Source organism: Streptococcus mitis bv. 2 str. SK95, from assembly GCF_000222705.1.
GTDB lineage: Bacteria > Bacillota > Bacilli > Lactobacillales > Streptococcaceae > Streptococcus > Streptococcus mitis_AY.
This window is the reverse complement of the sequence record NZ_AFUB01000014.1, coordinates 14,386-33,744: the sequence shown is the minus strand read 5'-3', so window position 1 is coordinate 33,744 and position 19,359 is coordinate 14,386. Positions and strand designations below refer to the sequence as shown.

Below are 19,359 nucleotides of genomic sequence, written 5' to 3'. Positions count from 1 at the left end.
AAACTCCTTTCTTTTTGTAAGTCAGGCTGAAACTTCCAAATTTTCCATTTTGTTATTGACATTTCCTCTAAAAAGGTGTATAATATTTTTATTATCAAACTATACTATACTATATAGGGGGTATTGAAATGAAATTTTCTAATCGTTTACTGCTATTCCTTGCAGGAGTTGTTTTTGTCCTTTTAGGACTTTTCCTATTTACAAACCCAGTAGCTAATCTTGTTGCTTACAGCTGGTGGATTGCATTTGGTTTACTGGTTTCTTCTATAGCAGCTATTTTAGGCTATTTCTCTGTACCAAAAGAGCTTCGCTCACCAGCTCATCTTTTCCAAGGGATTGTTAATCTTCTCTTAGCTCTTTACCTCGTTGCCTATGGCTTTGTGACGCTGCCAGTTGTCATTCCAACTATTTTAGGAATTTGGTTAATTGTAGAAGCCATTATAGTTTTCTTTAAAGGCAATCGTCTGGGATTGATTTTCCCTATTATTGGCAACCATATCATGTGGATAGCGTTGCTTGCATTTTTACTAGGTCTAGTGATTTTGTTCAATCCAGTAGCTACAAGTGTCTTTGTCGTTTATGTCGTTGCCTTTGCATTTTTAATTGTTGGTTTCACCTATATCCTTGATGCCTTTCGTAAATAATCTAGCTGCCATTTTGGGCATATTAAAATAGCTGGGAAGTTACATTCTCAGCTTTTTCTGTTGCCTCCTTAGCTCAGTTGGTAGAGCAGTAGACTCTTAAGCTATGGGGCGCAGGTTCGAGCCCTGCAGGGGGCACATCTAAATCAACAGAAATAAGCCTTGAAACCAAGGCTTTTTTTAACGTCTAATAGCTTTTTGTAGAAAAGTATTTAAAAATAAAAGAGAAGAGAATCTCTCACTCTCTTCTCAGTATATCTTATTAAATTTAGTTTTTCTTAATCTACCTGATTTTCCTTTGCAACGACAAATTCTTTAACCAGTCGATAGATAACAGCAAATACGGGGGTAAAGAATATCATTCCAAGTAGTCCGAAAAGATTCCCTCCAATACTAGCAGCCGCAAGCGTGAAAATAGCTGGCAAACCAATAGACTGACCTACAACTCTAGGATAAATAAGGTTTCCTTCAATCAGCTGTATAACTTGATATAGAAGAAGAGAAAGTAAGGCTTGAGTAGGACTCACTGTGAAGATAAAAATCGCTCCCACAACACAAGCAATCATAGGCCCTACATAAGGAATGAACGATAGCACTCCTGCAAATATACCTGTCATTACCCCATAAGGTAGTCCAAACAGGCTGTAGCCAACCGCTATCATAACTCCTATGATGACTGCTTCAATCAGCTGACTCATCAAAAATTGGTCATAAGTCTCTAGTGCTACTTGTCCAATGTAAGTTAACTTTGTCACCACTTTCTCTGGAAATATAACTTTTAGAAGTCTACTCGTCATCGCTGCCAGATGTTCCTTACTGGATAAAAATAAAAAGGTAAATACTATAATCAGAAAGGCATTCATTATACTTGAAAAAATATTTCCTATATTACTAGTCAGACCGGATAAGAAGGTTATCAAAGCTTGACTAATAGAGCTAGACTGTCCCTGAATTCCTGATACGATAGTTGACAGCATGTCTTTGGTTACAAATTCCGAGCTGTCTAGCAATTTCCCAAGTTGAGTCAGGACTGTTGAAAGGACTGCTCCCAGCTGACTAATAGTCTGGGCTAGGGTTGGCAGCACCAAAACCAAAAGAGCAATCACGATTAAGATAAGAGCTAGGAAAACAAGTACCATGGCAATCGGACGACGCAACTCTGCCTTTACCTTCAATTTAACTAAGTACTGTTCAATTTTTTTCATAGGAACATTAAGCACAAAAGCAATAACAGCACCATAAATCAAGGTTGATATTACATCAAAGAGAGAGATTGCTCCTGATATAAAGCTCGATGCATTCAGAATTACAAGAGCAACCAGCCCTATAAAAAGTATTAACGGGGTGTATTTTTTTACTAAGTTCATAAATTCTCCTTAATAAACATGTTTAGATACGACTATACTATTTGGTTTTTCAAACTCTCGATTAAGGTAGGCTTGGTAAGTTCCTGGAGCGATAAATCCTTTGGGTGAGAGGATATCGGTGCCAGCCTGACCGACTATGGTATCAGCCAAGAGCACACAGTTTGTAGATAAGACAAAGTAGGATTTAAACTTAGATTTGATAAATTTATAAAGTTCCCCATCTGTCTCATGTCTGATTTTATAAGCGTAGGTGTAGTCTTCCTTACCATCACCTGTCATGATTTTATCTGCACTTGGCTCCCATGGAATCGTCAGTTGTTTCAATTCAGCCAACTTTTTCTGAACTGCTTTTTCCATTTCAGGCGTCAAATCTATCCCATAACCAAAAAGCGTTTTTTGACTCTCACGTTTACATAGGTCAATGTACTTGTCACGATCACAGAAATATAAGACACCATCTCCTACCATGCCAAATAAGGTCTCAGAAGACGGATCATAGTTGCCATAAGAAATAACACGGCCTTGATAGCAGATATCCACATGACCAATTGCCGAAAACAGAGAGGTCTCAGCTGTATGAACAAAAATTTCAAGCTCCGCTGTCTTACCAGACTTCACCATTCCAAGATGGATATCCTCTCTCTCATCAGCATTTTCCTGCATGAATTTGTTGATTTTTGCTAAAGTACTTGCAGGGATGAGAGCGGCTAGGACAATAGGTAAGCTCATTCTTACACGACGTTTGAGATGGTTTTTCCCAATTTCCTCCTCAAACAAGAAACCATCACGGATATTGGACAGACCATAAAGGAAAAAATAAGCCCCTAATACAAAGAGTTGAAAGACAGAATTTCCTGTAGAGGACAAAAGACTAGTCCCACCAAGAAAAACTAGTACGAGTCCATCTAGTAAGAGACGAAAACGAGGTCGAATATTATTTTTACGGTAGAGAACATAGGTGACAAGGTTAATACTAGCATGAAAAATCTGATAAACTCCAATCACAAGAGCCAGAACATAAATCGGTATATCAGTCGCAAGATTAGAACCTAGCAAATATCCCAGCACTAACAATTTAACCAGTGCAACTCCCAAGGTATCCGTTGACTGGCTTTTTTTGAAAACTCTTAATAGCAAATCTACGACCGTTGCTATCCAAGCTAAAAACAGAACCAGGCGAATAACTGTTACTGGCAACCAAGTCCCCGTGACCATCAAGATGAGACCTAGCAGAACAAACAAGAACCCCTGAGCAAGTAATTTCTTACCTGTCAGACCTAAAGATAGAATTTTCGCCATATAAAAACCTTTCAACAATAAAAATTAAACACTCCGATTAAACTGACTAGTAAATAGCCAACACTACAAACAGCCTGTGCCAGCAACATATGGTGACTAGAAATGACTGTAGTAATGTCACCATCTTGTCTTATGCACTTCTAAAATTTGTTATATTGATTAGAAACCAGAGCTTATAAAAACTAGCTAAACTCGAGAGATAGACACAATTGCGACGAAAAAATGTATAACCAATTCAACTTGTTAAGGTAAGAAAGCATTATTTCCAATCTATTAATTATTCATCTATTACCTATTATGACACAATATTCCCTATAGTTCAACTTTTTACTTGTTTTTATATTACACGGACTAAAAAGTTTTCAACAGTTGATTGCATTTGTTTTAATAAGTTTTAACCTTTCTTGGTTAGATAAAAAAAGAACCATACAGTTTAGAATCTGTATGGTTTTTGCCCCACTTTTGTCCCATTTTTAAATCATGACATTGAAAATACCTAAAATCACTTATATTTCAATATTTTTAATTGCTCTCAATATGAAAGTCCTTTCCAAATCCCTGTAGGGGGCATCTAAATACAACAGGAAAAAGCCTTGGAATCAAGGCTTTTTTGTGTAGTCTTAGCACTAAAAAACGATAGAAAAAACACCCCTTCTGAACTGCACCCCAAAAGTTAGACAGAAAAAACCTAACTTTTGTGGCGCAGTTCATTCGCGTCACATGAAGTTATTTAAGCATATCCTTTTCTCTCATTACCATTTTCTGTTATAATAAATTGTACTTCTAGAATAGAAAGGACTTAAGATGACAACTCTTATTAAACATAAACGTGTAGAATTTTCAGAACTTTTTTATGACTTAGTTTTTGTTTTTGCAATTTCAAAAGTAACTACTTTAATTGACCATCTTCATAACGGTATTTTGACTTGGAATTCTTTCCTTGATTTTCTCATTGCTACTTTGTTTCTCATCGATTCCTGGATGATTCAAACCGATTATACCAATCGCTATGGAAAGAACTCTTTATTTAACATAGTAATCATGTTTATCAAAATGGGAATTTTACTCTTTATAGCCAATATGATTGGACCTGATTGGCAACAATATTTTCATTATCTCTGTTGGGCTATTGGTACATTAACCCTTACCTTATTTTTTCAATATTTGGTTGAATTTTTTAGAAAATCAACCGATGATGCTAATCGGGAAAGTATCAAAGGTTTTCTATGGATAACAGGTCTAGGAAGTTTAGGATTCTATCTAGCAGCTCTTCTTCCTATTTACCTTAGAGTCTATATCTTATTTGCTAGTATTCTGCTAACATTTATTATGCCAAGTATCTTGCTTAATAAAGATAAGCATTACCAGGTAAATCTCCCCCATTTAATCGAGCGCATCTCCCTTCTTGTCATTATTATGTTTGGAGAGATGATTACGGAGCTAGCTAACTTCTTTACAATCGAGAATTTCTCGATTTATTCGGTTCTTTATTTCATTATTATGATTTCTCTGTTCTTGTTTTATTTTGGTCAATTCGACCATGCTATTGATGAAAAATCTAATCAAAAGGGGCTATTTCTAATTTACAGTCACTATCCTATTTTCATTGGACTTATGATGATGACTGTATCGATGGGATTTCTTCAGAATCCTGAAGCTAATCGTCTCTTTGCAACCAGCTTCTCTTATATCGGATTTGGCCTCTTTCAAGCTGCTGTCCTAGTAAATGGGCCCCATAACAAACACTATCTTCGCTATTCGAAAAGTTACTACTGTGTCCAAGCGACACTCTATCTGGCTGCCTTGATTCTCTCTTTAATCTTTGCTTCTAATCCTATAATAGTAGTGAGTATAACAACCATTTTAGCTCTAGCTATAGCCATTCATTTTATTTATTTTTATGTGACACAGAATAAAAAATATTCCAAATCTAACTGGGAGTTATTTTAATGAGTTTATAACATAAAAAAGCTTTGGGAACCAAGGCTTTATATGATATCAATCACCGACCACGAAAATGTTTAGCTTACAGAACTGCTAGTGAAGCTCTAGAGGATGAGTTCGAGTAAATGTTGCACTTATTCTTGCAATTTATCATTTACTTGATGCACGAACTCGATATTTTTTTCGTTAATTTGTTTTTGCCCCACTTTTGCCCCATTTTTAAATCCTGACATTGAAAATACCTAAATGTATTTCCCTAAAATCAGCTATATTTCAACATTTTTGTTTATTTTCAATATGAAAAGTTCTTACAAATTCATGCAGGGGGCATCTAAACAACAGGAAAAAGCCTTGATTTACAAGGCTTTTTTTGTGTCCTCCCTACTTTTATTCTATCAACAGATACTCAAGATATTTTTGGTGTGTAAAAAAGTTCTTTTACCCCTCTACGAAAAACAAAAAAGATATCCTACCTTTGCAAATTTGGATAAGATAGCAGAATATTTTAATGCAACTCCAACCCAACTATTTGGAACGAGTAAAGAGATTGAATTAGAAAAGAGTGTTCTTGAATCGAATGAATACGCTGATAAAGTAAGTGAGATCTTAAAAGCTGTCAAATACATCGAACATTTCCTGCATACTGATGGACAGTACTTAGAGGGATTTACTTTACCTAACAAGAGGCAAACAACTATACACAAAAGATGGAGAAGAGTTGTATACTGATCCAACTTCTCAGAAAAGAACATTTCATACCCAATATGAACCTGGTTTTATTGTAGCAAGAGACAAATCTCCACTAGAACTCTTAATTGAAAATAAGGACTTATTAGATTAAAAAAAGCGAGGATAACCTCGCTTTTCTATTGTAAAATCTTATTCTTCAGTTCTTCCAGTTGCCTCGTTCGGTCATTCAATTTTAATTCAAAAACTTAAAAATCCAAAGCAATGATTATCCATTCATCAATGAAGTTCCAGAAATTTAAATTTCCTTTAGGAAGCTCTTTAGTGGACCAAAGATAAGCTCCATTTTCTATATTCTTCGTCAAATCCAAAACGATATAGGTTCCCATCCCGTTACTGAAAAAGTTGTAGCAAGAGGTCAAATCCATCTCCAGCTGGTCTTCATATTCCCATTCAAAATCAGCCATGGAATCGATATTTTCAGTGCTATCCAAACCCATTGTTTTACTCGGATAGTAATAAAAGCCATTATGAACTTTTGTGTAAAAGTCTACAATTGTTTTATCTATATTTTCAACTGGACAATCAAATTTTTCACCAAGATTTGATTCAGATAGTGGGTTTTTCCCTTCGTAAAAAGCTAGCTTTTTCGTCTTGTAACTAAGAACCGTATATAAAATAGAATACTCTTCTCCAATTCTCATCAACTCAATATCAGTCAGATATGTTTGTAGATAAAGAATAGTATTGCTCAATTCCCTTGCAAGATATTTCTGCCATTCTCCTAAAACAACTGATTTTCTATCTTCCAAAGTATCGGCTAGAAATGCTGCTTTCCAATATTCTGGAATCGGTGCATTTACAATTGTTGATTTATCAGTTATAAATTCTACTTTATTTTTAGATGATAACGTGTAACGATTTAAAAATGCAATTTTATCATTCATCTGTTGAACCATTTTATCCTCCGATTTGATCTCGCACTGATATTTATTGATAACAACACTATATATCTAGTATAGCATAATCATTAGGTATTATAGGTTTTCAAACCAAATGTGAGTCAATCGTTTTTGCCCCACTTTTGCCGCGTTTTGAAATAATCACATTCAAAATTATTCCAAGTATCTTCCAAAAATCGTTTATATTTCAACATTTTTGGTTAGTTTCAAGATGAAGATTTCTTAAAAATGCTTGCAGGACATCTAAATACAACAGGAAAAGCCTTGGAATCAAGGCTTTTTTATTATTCTTAGTTACTCGTCTAATCGAATAAACATCATTGCGTTAAGCAAAGAGATGAGAGCGACTGTATTGACATTATTGGAATAGATCAGTCTCTTATTTTCAATCGGCGGAATAATAAAATTAGAAATAATGATGTCGTAAGGTGATTCTTTTAGAGCATCAAGGGATAACTCTAATTCACTCCAAACTTCCAGTTCAAAATTGTTACTGCAATAGTAAGCAAGTGTCTCGGCTACTGATTTTGCATGATACTGATCAAAATTACTCACGACCAAAACCTTTAATTTAGGTTGGTTTTGTAAAAGATTTAACACTAAGTGTTTGCTATGGGTGATAAAAGTATAGGATAAATGATTGACCTTCATTGAATTACGATCCATATCCAAAGCCTCTAGATAGTGTTCAATCCCTTCCTTCACCTCTGAAACAAAGCGAGGGAAAATATTTTGAAAGTTCTTGATTGTATTGCCTTTTTGATCAAATAAGATAAACTCTGTTGATAATTCCTGGCGATGCAGATGTGCCGTATTGTGCAGATGCCAAATCAGATTGTCCTTATTGTCTACTTGAAGATTATACTCTCTTGATACCTGATCTACTAGCTTTCCCAATAACTGATACGATTTTTTTACATAGCTGTCTGTTTTTGCATGGTTGAGAAATACTTCTTCATCTATGAAAAACATTTTTTGAAAATAGGTTACAAATAATTGACCTATTACTTCTTTATTCAGTGAGATCTGATATTCAGAATCAAAACTCGCTACAATCTCGTTGATTCCTTCTGCCTGCATAAACGATTCCAACAATTGATTGTTAAAAGAGTCTCTCTCAACTTCCATGAAATGACCAAACTTTATGCGATATAAATTTGTAACCAGAAGTAATTTTAACATTCTGTGAGTTGATAAATTCATCGGGAAAGAAGTTGCTTTATAGACTAATTCCAATAATTGAGACAAGGGTTCTTGAGAAAAATCTTCAAAGGGCCATTCAAGGAAATAATATTTCTCTGAAAAATACTGGGCAAAAAAGTAACGGATATCAATCTCATTTCCAGTGATTCGAACTGGATTGAGGCTAATTTCAAAACGATATTGTTTCTTAATAATTTTATTAATATGACTGATGATACGATAAAGAGAGGAAGAACTGATATAAAACTCTTTGCAAATACTATCAGTATCACATCCTTCATTAAAGAAGACAAATTCTAAAATTGAAAAGTGGGTTGAATGCTTAAAAAAATGATGATAGACCATCTCAATATCACTATCATCGGTATTAATGATACGGATGCCGTTTGTTGAGGAATGAAATATCAAGTCAGGAAAAGAAGACCTGACATGGGACAAGTCATTTTTTACAGAACGTTCTGTACAGTGCAATAATTCTGCTAGTTCTGAAATATGAAACCAGCGTTTGTTTTCAAACAGTAATTCTAATAATTCTAATTGTCTGTGACTTTTTTTCGATAATAAATCTCTCATGAATAGCTTTTCTCTCTTTATAATAAACTAAACGATTGTCTTTCAATCTTCATGCAATTATACCACATGGAGTCCATTTATCCTCTTACAACGACTTTTGCTTGTCATAAAAAGACCAGTCTAATCCCTTAGAAACCCAGTAGCATCAAGATTTTCTTATTTATTTGTATCTAAAGTACATGTTTACGATATGTAATTCAAGACAAACTATTATGTTTCCAAGTTGAAATACTATATAATTAGTGTAATCAAAGAAATTGATTCTTTGATTTAGAAATAGAAAAGGAGGATACACTATGTTGTGGTCCATTATTGTAGGAGGTCTTATTGGTCTCATCGCAGGTGCAATCACTAAAAAAGGTGGTTCAATGGGATTGATTGCAAATATCTTTGCAGGTCTTATCGGTTCGTCTGTAGGGCAATCACTTCTAGGAAGCTGGGGACCTTCATTGGCTGGAATGGCTATTATTCCGTCAATCGTTGGTGCTGTGATTGTTGTTGCAGTCGTTTCATTTCTATTTGGTAAAAAATAAGCATTACCTAATAAGAAATTAAAAGTGATAAGCCATAATTTTGAATACTGTAGACGGGTAAAATTATGGTTTAAAGCTTTTCATTTGAAAGGATTTAATATGTCAAAATCAAAGAAAATATTGTTACTTATTTTCTGTATCTTAATCTTGACTATTTTCCTTCCTATTCTCATAGATTATCATCAGGTCAGTGATTTAGATATCCACTTATTCAGTTGGAGAGATTTCTACGCTGAATTTCTGATTGCTAGATATGTCTTTTGGGGGACACTTGTCCTATCGGTTTTAGTTTTAATTTCAATGTTAGTGATACTCTTTTATCCTAAACAATATTTAGAGATTCAATTAGAAACTCAAGAAGATACATTAAAACTAAAAAATTCAGCTATCGAAGGCTTTGTTCGATGTTTGGTCATTGATCATCAGTTGATGAAAGAACCAACGGTCCATGTAAATAGCCGCAAAAATAAATGTTTCGTTACTGTAGAAGGAAAAATTCTTCCTTCAGACAACATCTCAAATCGATGTCTAGTCATTCAGAATGAAATAACTCATGGATTAAAGCAGTTCTTTGGTATTGAACGTGAGGTAAAACTTGAAGTTAAAGTTAAAGAAGTTGAACCTCGAAAAACGACCAAAAAGACTGTTAGTCGTGTAAAGTAAGGAAGTAAAAATGGAATGGTTTAAAAAATATCAGTATCCAATTATTGCAGGTTTAGTAGGTGTCATTCTCGCTTGCTTTATCTTATCCTTTGGCTTTTTCAAAACACTATTTGTACTAATTTGTGGAGCCTTAGGAGCATTTGCTGGATACTATGTTAAGGAAAAATATTTAAATAAATAAAGGAGTCTCGTATGTCAAACGTAGATAAAAATGTAGAAAAAAAGATGTTGCTGTTGTTTCTCAAGATGTTAAAGGGGAACTCACTTATGAAGACAAAGTCATCCAAAAAATCATTGGTCTTTCACTTGAAAAAGTACCTGGACTTTTGGATGTGGATGGAGGATTCTTCTCTAATCTAACAGAAAAAATTATCAATACAGATAATGTCACTCATGGTGTCAATGTTGAAGTTGGGAAAGAACAAGTTGCAGTTGACTTGAACATTGTTGTTGAATACCAAAAGAATGTTCCAGCTTTGTACAAAGAAATCAAAGATGTTGTGGTATCACAAGTTACAAAAATGACTGATCTAGAAGTTGTTGAAGTCAATGTGAATGTTGTTGATATCAAAACGAAGGAACAGCATGAAGCAGATTCAGTTAGCCTTCAAGACCGAGTAACTGACGTGGCTTCTTCAACAGGAGAATTTGCTTCAGAACAATTTGAAAAAGTGAAATCTGGTATCGGTTCAGGTGTTGCTGCTGTTCAAGAAAAAGTAGGCGAAGGTGTTGAAGCCGTTAAGGGCGAAGCAAAGGAAAATGCTCGCGTACACTAATTCATCTGGTCTAAATCAATCAATTTAAAGGAGGCAGAATCATGTCAACAGAAGAAAAATTAAATCAAGCAAAAGGTTCCATTAAAGAAGGTGTCGGCAAAATGATCGGCGATGAAAAAATGGAAAAAGAAGGAACAGCTGAAAAAGTTGTTTCTAAAGTAAAAGAAGTTGCTGAAGATGCTAAAGATGCTGTCGAAGGCGCTATTGAAGGTGTTAAAAACATGCTTCACAAAGACGAAAAATAAGACTAAACATTAATTGACCTTTTTATATATAGTAGTCAAAAAGAGGACCGCAAATGTCCTCTTTTTTTGTAGATCGGATTCTAAACACGTTTCCCAATTTTCGTTAAAAGGAATTGTCAACAGGAAGAGCCTTGGAATCAAGGCTTTTTGCTTGTTTAAAATAATATCTCCCTTTTTAAAGAAAGAAAATTTAAAAGCTTGCACACCACTAGACTGGCTTATTTATCCACCACCTGAGCCTCAAATTGGGCTGGTTGATTGTCTACGTTGGTAATGGTTATCGTGTAGGGCTTGTTATTGGTGGCATCAAACACTTTTTCACCTTGATAACTTACAACAACTCCATCTTTTTCTAAATAAATATCTGGTTGCTTGTTTGGAAGTTTTTCGTCCTCCTCGTCCAAACCATGGCTTTTTATAATTTTTTGTTCCTCTACTTCATAGTAAACATCGCTGTTTCTTTCACTCCAAACACCAGAGCCAGTTAATTTAATTCTGCTTGAATCGTTTTTCTTCAAGATGAAGATTGAATAGTATTCCAAATCTTGTGTTCTGGGATTTACTCTTAAGTTGACGGATTGACCTGGTTGAAGAGTGTATTTGCCATAGCTCAAAACTGAAAAGACAAACCAAACTAGTAGCAAACTATACAAGACTCCTATAATCATTCGTGAGCGCCTACTTTTAAACAAACGTAAAAGTAAGACAAAAGAGACAATAAAGAGCAATTCTGTAAACATTTTGTCCCCTTTTTTATCCTCGTTCACATCCCCAACAAAGTCTCGTGTTCATTTCTTACTAGTAAGCTCAACCATACAAAGTCTGATACATCTTATCTAGAAAGGCTTTCAACTCTTTTCGAACAATCTTTAACAGGCGTTCTTCTTCGGCTGGAGAGGTGTTCACACTTTCTTTTATATTGTTTTCATTAACTTGAAAGTAGCTGCTAGAAACTAAATCAAAGTTCTTATCCAATTCATATAGTACACTAGTTATTTTACCATCTATCTCTATTCTAAAATAAGCAGTTACCCCATTCCGTCCCGGATTTGAGATATCCAAATCGATGTCTCCTTTTATCCCTATGGAGTCAATCCCTCCATCCAAGCGGATAGCACCATCGGGAGGAACAACATAGCCAGCTTTTCGCATGTCGGACGCATATTTTCCTGAATCCATTAAATATTGTAAGACTGCTATATTGTCCCTCTCTTCAAAGGAGGTTTTTAATTGCATATGTTCTTGATGGTTTTGATACTGAAAATAAAGATTCAAGCCAGTAGCTAAGGCAATTACAGAAGCGAGCAAGATTCGTATTTTTCTACATCTCGACATGTTTATCTCCTCTATCTAAGAAATCATAGAAATCTTGTTTCCAACTTTGAAAGGTAACTGCCTTATCCTCGGATATCCTTGGGACTCTAACTCAAGTGACTGCTATCTACCCTTTTTCATGATGTATTTTCGTATAGGTGTTTCAACCATTTGAACGATTTCAAATCCTTCTTTTTGGTAAAGATTGTAAGCTGTTTGATTTGCCTCGTAGACATTAAGAGAAATAGTATCTATGTCTTCATTTTCAAATGCCAAACTAACAAATTTCCTTAAAGTCTGGCTACCTAAGCCCTGCCCCTGTTTCTGGGGATTGATAAAAAATCTCCCGATATGAAGATTCCTGTCTTCTAGCCTGATTTTCTGGATAAGCCCCACAAACTCTTGTCCATCAAAGATTGAAAAGATTCCTTCCAAATCTTGCAAGACTTGAATGGTCAAGGGAAAAGGAATCATTGGTCCCATCCATTGTTCTTGAAAGGATTTGCCAAGGGAGTTAGACCATTGGCATACGAGTTGAGCACTTTCTGGGCTCACATTTTCTTCAAAACGAATTGTCATCTTGACCTCACCATCTTATCTATGTTTCTTTATTATACTACTTCTCCTATTTTTTACGAATAGATAAGTATGATTGATCTTTATTTTTTTCTTGTCGGGAGCATTCTCGCTTCTTTCTTGGGTTTGGTCATTGACCGTTTTCCAGAGCAGTCTATTATCTTTCCTTCTAGCCACTGCGATTCCTGTCAAACTCGCTTGCGTCCGCTAGATTTGATTCCTATCCTTTCGCAGGTGGTTAATCGTTTTCGCTGTCGCTACTGCAAGATTCGCTATCCATTCTGGTATGCCCTCTTTGAACTAGGCTTAGGACTCCTCTTTCTAGCTTGGTCTTGGGGCTGGCTTTCCTTAGGTCAAGTCATCCTCATCACTGCTGGTTTGACCTTGGGAATCTATGACTTTCGCCATCAGGAGTATCCCTTACTGGTCTGGATGATTTTCCACCTAATCCTCATGGCCTGCTCTGGTTGGAATCTGATTATGCTCTTTTTCCTTGCCCTTGGAATCATGGCTCATTTTATCGATATCCGAATAGGCGCAGGGGATTTTCTCTTTCTGGCTTCTTGTGCGCTTGTCTTTAGCGCGACAGAACTACTCATCTTGATCCAGATTGCTTCTGCGACGGGCATTCTGGCCTTTCTCCTGCAAAAGAAAAAGGAAAGACTTCCTTTCGTGCCTTTCCTCTTACTTGCTGCGACTATAATAATTTTCTATCAGTTCTTATTAGTTTGTTGAGGTGGGAATCCAAAGCTCAACTTCTGCATCCATAGGATTACCGTTTAAAAGTATTTCTAAGATAATTCCATCATTGTAAAGTGAACTATATTCTCCCTCAAAAAAGTTATCCTCCAATTTATCAAACAAGAGTCTTGATTTATCACCATTGGATGAGCTTACTAAATAATCTTTCTCTGGGACAAGAATGCTTTCGTAACCTGCCACAGCATTATTTGTCGCAACTCCTGCGTAGTATTGAATACCATCTTTATGAGGAACAATCAAAGCATAGCCTTTTTTATCTAGAGAATGGGGCATCAATTTCCCCAGCATCCCTTCTTTAAATAACTGAGCATAGAAGGTCGTCTTCTCTTTAGAATAGTGATGTTCATGAACTGTAGTTCCTTCTATCAAAATACTCTTGCCAACTAAGGTAAACGATGGTTTAGTTTGATGTTTCATTATATGAACTCCTTTCTTTATGGTATAATCATAACAAAAGTAATATGACACCTATCTGTCATATTAAAGGAGAAAATTATGAAAATCGACCGTCAAATGGGGATTATTTCTCATTTAGTAAATAAACGAAAAACAACAGCTAAAGAATTATCAGAACTTTTTAAAGTCAGCACACGAACTATTATGAGAGATATTGATGATTTATCTCTTGCAGGCATTCCTCTCTATGTAATGAAAGGAAAAAATGGAGGCATTTTTCTTATGGAAGACTTCCAAACTGATAAACCTCCCCTGACCCAATCCGAACGGCTTTCGATCGAATCTGGTTTAAAAAGCCGTTATCAAGTATTGGAAGATTCCTCTACTTTCAATGCTATATTGAAATTAAATGCTACCAATACATACTCTGATTTCGAAATTGATTTGTCTCTATCTCAAGGGAACTTGGAAATACGAACTTTGATTTTTAAGTTATTGGAAGCTATCAGAAGTAGAGTAAAAATAAAATTTTCCTATATTAATTCACAAGGACTGGTGAGTCAAAAACATTGTGAGCCTTACCGTATTGTCTATAAGGATCGGAGTTGGTATATGGATGCCTACGATACTGAAAAAGAACGTTTTTCTGTTTATAAAGTTGCTAGAATTAGTGAACTTACTCTCTCCGATACTTTTTCAAAAAGACATTTTACACCACTTCCCTATGATGGTGGTACATGGATGAATGAAAACAAAGTACCTGTCATCCTGCATGTCCAGAAAATTGTCCTTGATCGGTTTGTGGAACTCTTAGGCTATAATGCCATAAAACCTATTACTAGCGATATTTACGAGATTACTTATCCCTTACACGACAATGATTGGGGATACAATACCTTGCTTGCTTTTGGAAAATACATCACTGTTATATCTCCTAAGCATTTCCTGAAACATTTCACCAACTATATAGATACCATTCATAAGCAATACCCAAACTAATAATCAACTGTCATTCATGAACTTATACCCTCAAAAGAAAAAGGAAAGACTTCCTTTTGTGCCTTTCCTCTTACTTGCTGCTTGTTTGATTATTTTTGGTAAGCTACTGCTTGTTTGATAAAGTTCTCAATCGGCTCTCCTTTGTGGAGAGCTTTTACAATTTTCGAACCAACGATAACGCCATCGGACACCGCATTGAAGCGTTCCACATCATCCTGACTAGATACGCCAAAACCTGTCAAGACTGGGATATCCGCCACTTGATGCAATTGTGCCAAGTGCTTGTCCAAGTCTGCGCGGTAATTTCCTGATTTTCCTGTCACCCCATTGATGGCAACGGCATAGACAAAGCCTTCCGCTCCCTTGATCAATTCTTTCTGACGTTCAAGTCCTGTTGTCAAACTAACTAGGGGAATTAAAGCGATATCTGTGTCTGCCAAAAAAGGCTCCACAAAGTTGGTATGTTCATGAGGCAGGTCTGGGATAATCAATCCCTTAACGGCTGTATCTGTCAGATCTTTGACAAATTTCTCCACACCGTACTGAAAGAGGGGGTTAAAGTAGGTCATGATGACAAGTGGCACCTCAGTCTGAATGGTTTTCAAGGTTTCAACCAAAGCCTGGGTAGAAGTCCCGTGGGCTAGACTGCGCAAGCCTGCTTCTTCGATAACAGGCCCATCTGCAACAGGGTCTGAAAAGGGAATGCCCACTTCAATAGCTGAAACACCCAAATCTTCTAAAAAGTGGATTGTTTCAGCGAGACCATCCAAACCTTTCTCGTGGTCCCCAGCCATGATATAAGGAACAAAAATTCCTTTTCCAGTTGCTTTGATAGCGTTCAATTTTTCTGTTAGTGTCTTAGGCATGGGCTTCTCCCTTCTTTACTGCATCTGCTTCCAAGCGGTCTTTGACTTGGACTACATCCTTATCCCCACGACCGGATAGGCAGACAATCATTGACTTGTCTGGACCAAGTTCTTTGGCCAATTTCACCGCGAAGGCAATGGCATGGCTAGATTCCAAAGCTGGGATAATTCCTTCCACACGAGACAAGAGTTGGAATCCTTCCAAGGCTTCCTCATCTGTCACAGGAACATAGCTGGCACGTTTGATATCGTGGTAGTGAGAGTGTTCTGGACCGATACCAGGATAGTCCAATCCAGCTGAGATAGAGAAGGCTTCTAAGATTTGTCCATGGGCATCTTGGAGAACATCCATGAGAGAACCGTGAAGAACTCCTGGGCGACCCTTGGTCAAGGTCGCTGCGTGGTGCTCCGTATCCACACCTAGTCCTGCTGCTTCAGCTCCATACATAGCTACAGATTCATCTTCCACAAATGGATGGAAGAGACCGATAGCATTAGAACCACCACCAACACAGGCTACTAGGACATCTGGTAAGTCTTGTCCTGTCAAGTCACGGTACTGTTGTTTAGCTTCTCGACCGATGACACTTTGGAAGTCACGAACGATTTCTGGGAAAGGATGAGGTCCCAAGGCAGAACCAAGGATATAGTGGGTATCATCGATATTTGCCACCCATGAACGAAGGGCTGCATTAACCGCATCCTTGAGCACGCGCGAACCATCAGTCACAGCCTCGACCTTGGCTCCCAAAAGCTCCATACGGAAGACATTAAGGGCTTGGCGTTTGACATCTTCCTCACCCATATAGATGGTACATTCCATGTTAAAGAGGGCTGCAGCTGTTGCAGTTGCCACACCGTGCTGACCAGCACCTGTTTCAGCGATAATTTTATTTTTGCCCATACGTTTAGCCAGAAGAACTTGTCCCAAGGCATTGTTAATCTTGTGGGCCCCTGTATGGTTGAGATCTTCCCGTTTGAGATAAATCTTGGCTCCGCCGATATGCTGGGTCAAGTTTTTTGCGTAGTAAAGGGGAGTTTCACGTCCTACATACTGGCGTAAGAGCTGGTTTAATTCCTCTTGGAAACTTGGGTCCGCCTGACTTTCACGATAAGCTTTTTCCAACTCCAAAACTGCTGTCATCAATGTTTCTGGGACGAAACGTCCGCCGAATTTTCCGTAAAATCCATCTTTATTTGGTTCTTGATATGCCATGCTTTACCCTCTCTATAAATCTTCTAATCTTTTCCTGATCTTTCTGTCCATCTGTCTCCACTCCACTCGATACATCTACTGCATAGGGAGTAAAGTGTTGAATTGCTTCTTCTACATTGTCTTCATTAAGCCCACCTGCGATGAAAAATGGCTGGGCTAGTCCAGACGTATCCAGTTGACCCCAGTCAAAGGTCTTACCACTCCCAGCCACAGGGGCATCAAAGAGGAGATAATCCGCCTGAGAATTAGGCACATGACCATTTCCATCCACCTGCACAGCCTGAATGCTGGCACAAGGTAAATCCTCAAACAACTCATCCGCCACCTGACTGTGAACTTGAACTAGGTCCAAGCCAACCTTTTCAATCGCTTCTAGCAGTTGAGCTCGACTTGGTGAAACAAATACACCAACCTTCTTAACGTTCACAGGAATGAGCTTTGCCAGCTCTGTAGCCTCTTCCAAGGTAACCTGTCTTTTACTAGGGGCGAAGACAAAACCGATGTAGTCTGCCCCTGCTGATACGGCTGTCTCTACCGCTTCTTTGTTCGACAATCCACAAATCTTAACCTTTGTCAATCTGCAACTCCTTAATTCTCTGGGGCACATCCTCTGCCTGCATGAGAGCTGTGCCCACCAAAATTCCGTTAAAGGATTCTGCTACTCGTTCTGCATCCTGCCCTGTGAAAATAGCAGATTCAGAAATATAATAGCGACCTTCCTTAAAGTACTGGGCCAAGTCTACACTAGTCTGCAAGTCAACTTCAAAGGTAGTCAAGTTGCGGTTGTTAACCCCAATAAACTGAGCACCCAGTCTGTGGGCCACCTCTAGTTCAGCTAGATTGTGAGTCTCCACCAAGACTTCCAGACCAAGCTCTGTCGCGTAGTCATACAGTTCCTTGAGGCGTTCTTCTGACAAGGCAGCTACGATGAGCAAGATAACTGTCGCGCCGGCATTGCGAGCACGGATGATTTGCTTTTCATCGATGATAAAGTCCTTGTTGAGCGTTGGAATGTTTACCTGACTAGAAATCTCCCGCAGATAATCCAAATGCCCTTTAAAGAAAACCTCATCTGTCAAAACCGAAATCATCACTGCACCATTTGCTTCATAAGTCTGGGCCTGTTGCACAATATCCACATCGAGATTGATATCTCCCAGACTAGGGCTAGCCTTTTTGACTTCAGCGATTACCTGCAAACGGTCACGGTGATTCTTCAAAAATTCTGCTAAGCGATAGGTCTGGCGTAGGGGCTGGATTTCCTCCAGTTCCATCTTCTTGACCTCACGCGCCTTCTGCTCCAAGATTCGTGCTAAAAATTCCTGACTCATTTTTGGTACTCCTGTAACAGTCTGAGTTTTTCAAGGGCCTTGCCACTAGCAATCACTTGACGAGCCAAGGCAACTCCTTCCTTGATACTAGCTACCTTACCATTGGCATAGAAACCAAGACCAGCATTTAAAACTGTCGTTTCCAAGAATGGACTTGGTTCGTTTTTAAGAACGCTAAGCAAGATTTCTGCATTTTCCTGAGCATTCCCTCCACGAATATCTTCGATAGCGTAGCGCTCCATCCCCAAATCCTCTGGAGTGAAGCTTGACAAGGTGATTTCGCCATTTTCAAGAAGAGCAATCTTGGTTGTTCCGTTCAAGCCAGCTTCATCCAGCCCTTCTGGTCCAGCAACCACAACGGCACGTTTTCGCCCCATATTTTTCAAAACCTGAGCTGTACTTTCTAGAAGTTCTGGACGACTAATGCCAAGAAGCTGTGTTTCCAAAGCCATTGGGTGAATCAGTGGACCAGTCAAGTTCATGATCGTTGGAATTCCTAACTCCAAACGAGCTGGCATGATGTACTTCATAGCTGGGTGCATATTTTTAGCAAAGAGAAAGACGATGCCAGTTTTATCAAAAACCTTACCTAGTTCAGCTGGTTTGAGGTCAAGATTGATGCCCAATGCTTGAAGGACATCTGCCGAACCCGATTTAGAAGAAATCGAACGGTTACCGTGCTTGGCCATGTGAATGCCGCCACCAGCCAAGACAAAGGCTGCAGTTGTTGAAATGTTAAAGCTGAAGGACTTGTCTCCACCAGTACCACAGTTGTCCATGGCGTCATGAATCTCAGTTGGAATATGTTGAGCGTGTCCTCTCATAACTTGTGCAATGGCTGTGCGCTCTTCCGGTGTTTCCCCCTTCATCTTAAGGGCCAAGAGAAGAGAAGCAATCTGCGCTTCGGTTACACGTCCAGTAACGATACGCTCAATGACATCCGTCATTTCCACACCTGATAAATTTTCAAATTTTGCTAATTTTTCAATAATCTCTTTCATCCTAG

21 protein-coding genes, 1 tRNA gene and 3 pseudogenes are annotated in these 19,359 nt (G+C 37.8%); 12 read left to right on the top strand and 13 right to left on the bottom strand.

Going from position 1 to position 19,359, the window contains the following annotated elements; translation table 11 throughout:
* The first annotated feature begins 128 nt into the window (after positions 1-128).
* Both HMPREF9965_RS04620 and HMPREF9965_RS04615 read left to right on the top strand, forming a co-directional pair.
* The gene (locus tag HMPREF9965_RS04620; protein WP_000672740.1) at positions 129-644 is read left to right on the top strand and encodes a DUF308 domain-containing protein; all 516 of its coding nucleotides are present in this window, start codon (positions 129-131) and stop codon (positions 642-644) included.
* Between the two features lie 62 nt (positions 645-706).
* Positions 707-779: transfer RNA gene (locus HMPREF9965_RS04615), tRNA-Lys, on the top strand.
* A gap of 140 nt (positions 780-919) precedes the next feature.
* On the opposite strand, the gene HMPREF9965_RS04610 is transcribed toward HMPREF9965_RS04615, so the two are convergent.
* Together HMPREF9965_RS04610 and HMPREF9965_RS04605 are read right to left on the bottom strand one after the other, a co-directional pair.
* Positions 920-2,008, bottom strand: coding sequence for an AI-2E family transporter (locus HMPREF9965_RS04610; RefSeq protein ID WP_001055012.1), 1,089 nt, complete (start codon positions 2,006-2,008; stop codon positions 920-922).
* Between the two features lie 9 nt (positions 2,009-2,017).
* Positions 2,018-3,307, bottom strand: coding sequence for a hypothetical protein (locus HMPREF9965_RS04605; RefSeq protein ID WP_001062788.1), 1,290 nt, complete (start codon positions 3,305-3,307; stop codon positions 2,018-2,020).
* Between the two features lie 804 nt (positions 3,308-4,111).
* Between HMPREF9965_RS04605 and HMPREF9965_RS04600 the strand changes: the two genes are divergently transcribed.
* Together HMPREF9965_RS04600 and HMPREF9965_RS12690 are read left to right on the top strand one after the other, a co-directional pair.
* Positions 4,112-5,257 (top strand): low temperature requirement protein A, encoded by a 1,146-nt coding sequence (locus HMPREF9965_RS04600; RefSeq protein WP_000209253.1) that lies wholly within the window; start codon positions 4,112-4,114, stop codon positions 5,255-5,257.
* Between the two features lie 366 nt (positions 5,258-5,623).
* A pseudogene (locus tag HMPREF9965_RS12690) lies at positions 5,624-6,092 on the top strand (XRE family transcriptional regulator).
* Positions 6,093-6,186: 94 nt separating this feature from the next.
* On the opposite strand, the gene HMPREF9965_RS04590 reads toward HMPREF9965_RS12690, so the two are convergent.
* A complete protein-coding gene (locus HMPREF9965_RS04590) occupies positions 6,187-6,897 on the bottom strand; it encodes a hypothetical protein (protein ID WP_000250595.1) in 711 nt (236 codons plus the stop codon).
* Positions 6,898-7,194: 297 nt separating this feature from the next.
* Positions 7,195-8,676 carry a M protein trans-acting positive regulator PRD domain-containing protein gene (locus HMPREF9965_RS04585; protein ID WP_001205300.1) on the bottom strand — a complete coding sequence of 494 codons (1,482 nt, stop codon included), beginning with the start codon at positions 8,674-8,676 and terminating at the stop codon, positions 7,195-7,197.
* Positions 8,677-8,972: 296 nt separating this feature from the next.
* Between HMPREF9965_RS04585 and HMPREF9965_RS04580 the strand changes: the two genes are divergently transcribed.
* The 5 genes and pseudogenes from HMPREF9965_RS04580 (at position 8,973) to HMPREF9965_RS04560 (ending at position 10,893) form a co-directional block, all read left to right on the top strand.
* Positions 8,973-9,209, top strand: coding sequence for a GlsB/YeaQ/YmgE family stress response membrane protein (locus tag HMPREF9965_RS04580; RefSeq protein WP_000964741.1), 237 nt, complete (start codon positions 8,973-8,975; stop codon positions 9,207-9,209).
* 99 nt (positions 9,210-9,308) lie between these two features.
* Entirely contained in the window at positions 9,309-9,872 is a 564-nt protein-coding gene (gene amaP / locus HMPREF9965_RS04575; RefSeq protein WP_000045615.1) for an alkaline shock response membrane anchor protein AmaP, read from the top strand.
* A gap of 10 nt (positions 9,873-9,882) precedes the next feature.
* A complete protein-coding gene (locus HMPREF9965_RS04570; RefSeq protein WP_000454669.1) occupies positions 9,883-10,053 on the top strand; it encodes a DUF2273 domain-containing protein in 171 nt (56 codons plus the stop codon).
* Between the two features lie 37 nt (positions 10,054-10,090).
* Positions 10,091-10,648: pseudogene (locus HMPREF9965_RS04565) on the top strand (Asp23/Gls24 family envelope stress response protein); the annotation flags it as partial.
* 41 nt (positions 10,649-10,689) lie between these two features.
* Positions 10,690-10,893 carry a CsbD family protein gene (locus HMPREF9965_RS04560; protein WP_000102421.1) on the top strand — a complete coding sequence of 68 codons (204 nt, stop codon included), beginning with the start codon at positions 10,690-10,692 and terminating at the stop codon, positions 10,891-10,893.
* Between the two features lie 218 nt (positions 10,894-11,111).
* On the opposite strand, the gene HMPREF9965_RS04555 is transcribed toward HMPREF9965_RS04560, so the two are convergent.
* From HMPREF9965_RS04555 to HMPREF9965_RS04545, 3 genes are all read right to left on the bottom strand, one after another.
* Positions 11,112-11,633, bottom strand: coding sequence for a hypothetical protein (locus HMPREF9965_RS04555; protein WP_000493726.1), 522 nt, complete (start codon positions 11,631-11,633; stop codon positions 11,112-11,114).
* Between the two features lie 67 nt (positions 11,634-11,700).
* Complete coding sequence (locus HMPREF9965_RS04550) at positions 11,701-12,228, bottom strand: hypothetical protein (protein WP_000085628.1); 528 nt, start codon at positions 12,226-12,228, stop codon at positions 11,701-11,703.
* Between the two features lie 102 nt (positions 12,229-12,330).
* Positions 12,331-12,786, bottom strand: a complete 456-nt coding sequence (locus HMPREF9965_RS04545) for a GNAT family N-acetyltransferase (RefSeq protein ID WP_000155443.1) — start codon at positions 12,784-12,786, stop codon at positions 12,331-12,333.
* A gap of 69 nt (positions 12,787-12,855) precedes the next feature.
* On the opposite strand from HMPREF9965_RS04545, the gene HMPREF9965_RS04540 reads away from it, so the two are divergent.
* Positions 12,856-13,518, top strand: coding sequence for a prepilin peptidase (locus tag HMPREF9965_RS04540; protein ID WP_000566512.1), 663 nt, complete (start codon positions 12,856-12,858; stop codon positions 13,516-13,518).
* On the opposite strand, the gene HMPREF9965_RS04535 is transcribed toward HMPREF9965_RS04540, so the two are convergent.
* Positions 13,507-13,962: an effector binding domain-containing protein gene (locus HMPREF9965_RS04535; RefSeq protein WP_000682687.1), complete on the bottom strand. Its 456-nt coding sequence runs from the start codon at positions 13,960-13,962 to the stop codon at positions 13,507-13,509. The two genes, HMPREF9965_RS04540 and HMPREF9965_RS04535, sit on opposite strands and share 12 nt — an antisense overlap.
* 78 nt (positions 13,963-14,040) lie before the next feature.
* On the opposite strand from HMPREF9965_RS04535, the gene HMPREF9965_RS04530 reads away from it, so the two are divergent.
* Together HMPREF9965_RS04530 and HMPREF9965_RS13465 are read left to right on the top strand one after the other, a co-directional pair.
* Positions 14,041-14,940: a helix-turn-helix transcriptional regulator gene (locus tag HMPREF9965_RS04530; protein ID WP_000687280.1), complete on the top strand. Its 900-nt coding sequence runs from the start codon at positions 14,041-14,043 to the stop codon at positions 14,938-14,940.
* A 31-nt stretch (positions 14,941-14,971) separates the two neighbouring features.
* Positions 14,972-15,058: pseudogene (locus HMPREF9965_RS13465) on the top strand (prepilin peptidase); the annotation flags it as partial.
* Here the strand turns inward: HMPREF9965_RS13465 and trpA are convergent.
* The 5 genes from trpA to trpD are packed head-to-tail and all read right to left on the bottom strand — an operon-like array spanning position 15,030 to position 19,354.
* The gene (trpA, locus tag HMPREF9965_RS04525) at positions 15,030-15,806 is read right to left on the bottom strand and encodes a tryptophan synthase subunit alpha (protein ID WP_001127032.1); all 777 of its coding nucleotides are present in this window, start codon (positions 15,804-15,806) and stop codon (positions 15,030-15,032) included. The pseudogene HMPREF9965_RS13465 and the gene trpA sit on opposite strands and share 29 nt — an antisense overlap.
* Positions 15,799-17,022 carry a tryptophan synthase subunit beta gene (gene trpB / locus HMPREF9965_RS04520; RefSeq protein ID WP_000331281.1) on the bottom strand — a complete coding sequence of 408 codons (1,224 nt, stop codon included), beginning with the start codon at positions 17,020-17,022 and terminating at the stop codon, positions 15,799-15,801. The genes trpA and trpB overlap by 8 nt, the downstream gene beginning before the upstream one ends.
* Positions 17,000-17,599 carry a phosphoribosylanthranilate isomerase gene (locus tag HMPREF9965_RS04515; protein WP_000169869.1) on the bottom strand — a complete coding sequence of 200 codons (600 nt, stop codon included), beginning with the start codon at positions 17,597-17,599 and terminating at the stop codon, positions 17,000-17,002. Before HMPREF9965_RS04515 ends, trpB begins: the two co-directional genes overlap by 23 nt.
* Positions 17,586-18,353, bottom strand: a complete 768-nt coding sequence (gene trpC / locus HMPREF9965_RS04510) for an indole-3-glycerol phosphate synthase TrpC (protein WP_000076561.1) — start codon at positions 18,351-18,353, stop codon at positions 17,586-17,588. Before trpC ends, HMPREF9965_RS04515 begins: the two co-directional genes overlap by 14 nt.
* Entirely contained in the window at positions 18,350-19,354 is a 1,005-nt protein-coding gene (gene trpD / locus HMPREF9965_RS04505; RefSeq protein ID WP_000658696.1) for an anthranilate phosphoribosyltransferase, read from the bottom strand. Before trpD ends, trpC begins: the two co-directional genes overlap by 4 nt.
* Between the last annotated feature and the right edge of the window lie 5 nt (positions 19,355-19,359).

Excerpts from the sequence above, each read along its gene's own strand:
- HMPREF9965_RS04585 (WP_001205300.1), bottom strand. The coding sequence starts at position 8,676 with ATGAGAGATTTATTATCGAAAAAAAGTCACAGACAATTAGAATTATTA.
- HMPREF9965_RS04535 (WP_000682687.1), bottom strand. The coding sequence starts at position 13,962 with ATGAAACATCAAACTAAACCATCGTTTACCTTAGTTGGCAAGAGTATT.
- HMPREF9965_RS04560 (WP_000102421.1), top strand. The coding sequence starts at position 10,690 with ATGTCAACAGAAGAAAAATTAAATCAAGCAAAAGGTTCCATTAAAGAA.
- HMPREF9965_RS04545 (WP_000155443.1), bottom strand. The coding sequence starts at position 12,786 with ATGACAATTCGTTTTGAAGAAAATGTGAGCCCAGAAAGTGCTCAACTC.
- HMPREF9965_RS04555 (WP_000493726.1), bottom strand. The coding sequence starts at position 11,633 with ATGTTTACAGAATTGCTCTTTATTGTCTCTTTTGTCTTACTTTTACGT.
- HMPREF9965_RS04530 (WP_000687280.1), top strand. The coding sequence starts at position 14,041 with ATGAAAATCGACCGTCAAATGGGGATTATTTCTCATTTAGTAAATAAA.
- trpC (WP_000076561.1), bottom strand. The coding sequence starts at position 18,353 with ATGAGTCAGGAATTTTTAGCACGAATCTTGGAGCAGAAGGCGCGTGAG.
- HMPREF9965_RS04600 (WP_000209253.1), top strand. The coding sequence starts at position 4,112 with ATGACAACTCTTATTAAACATAAACGTGTAGAATTTTCAGAACTTTTT.
- trpA (WP_001127032.1), bottom strand. The coding sequence starts at position 15,806 with ATGCCTAAGACACTAACAGAAAAATTGAACGCTATCAAAGCAACTGGA.
- HMPREF9965_RS04550 (WP_000085628.1), bottom strand. The coding sequence starts at position 12,228 with ATGTCGAGATGTAGAAAAATACGAATCTTGCTCGCTTCTGTAATTGCC.
- amaP (WP_000045615.1), top strand. The coding sequence starts at position 9,309 with ATGTCAAAATCAAAGAAAATATTGTTACTTATTTTCTGTATCTTAATC.
- HMPREF9965_RS04590 (WP_000250595.1), bottom strand. The coding sequence starts at position 6,897 with ATGGTTCAACAGATGAATGATAAAATTGCATTTTTAAATCGTTACACG.
- HMPREF9965_RS04580 (WP_000964741.1), top strand. The coding sequence starts at position 8,973 with ATGTTGTGGTCCATTATTGTAGGAGGTCTTATTGGTCTCATCGCAGGT.
- trpD (WP_000658696.1), bottom strand. The coding sequence starts at position 19,354 with ATGAAAGAGATTATTGAAAAATTAGCAAAATTTGAAAATTTATCAGGT.
- HMPREF9965_RS04605 (WP_001062788.1), bottom strand. The coding sequence starts at position 3,307 with ATGGCGAAAATTCTATCTTTAGGTCTGACAGGTAAGAAATTACTTGCT.
- HMPREF9965_RS04540 (WP_000566512.1), top strand. The coding sequence starts at position 12,856 with ATGATTGATCTTTATTTTTTTCTTGTCGGGAGCATTCTCGCTTCTTTC.
- HMPREF9965_RS04620 (WP_000672740.1), top strand. The coding sequence starts at position 129 with ATGAAATTTTCTAATCGTTTACTGCTATTCCTTGCAGGAGTTGTTTTT.
- HMPREF9965_RS04610 (WP_001055012.1), bottom strand. The coding sequence starts at position 2,008 with ATGAACTTAGTAAAAAAATACACCCCGTTAATACTTTTTATAGGGCTG.
- HMPREF9965_RS04570 (WP_000454669.1), top strand. The coding sequence starts at position 9,883 with ATGGAATGGTTTAAAAAATATCAGTATCCAATTATTGCAGGTTTAGTA.
- trpB (WP_000331281.1), bottom strand. The coding sequence starts at position 17,022 with ATGGCATATCAAGAACCAAATAAAGATGGATTTTACGGAAAATTCGGC.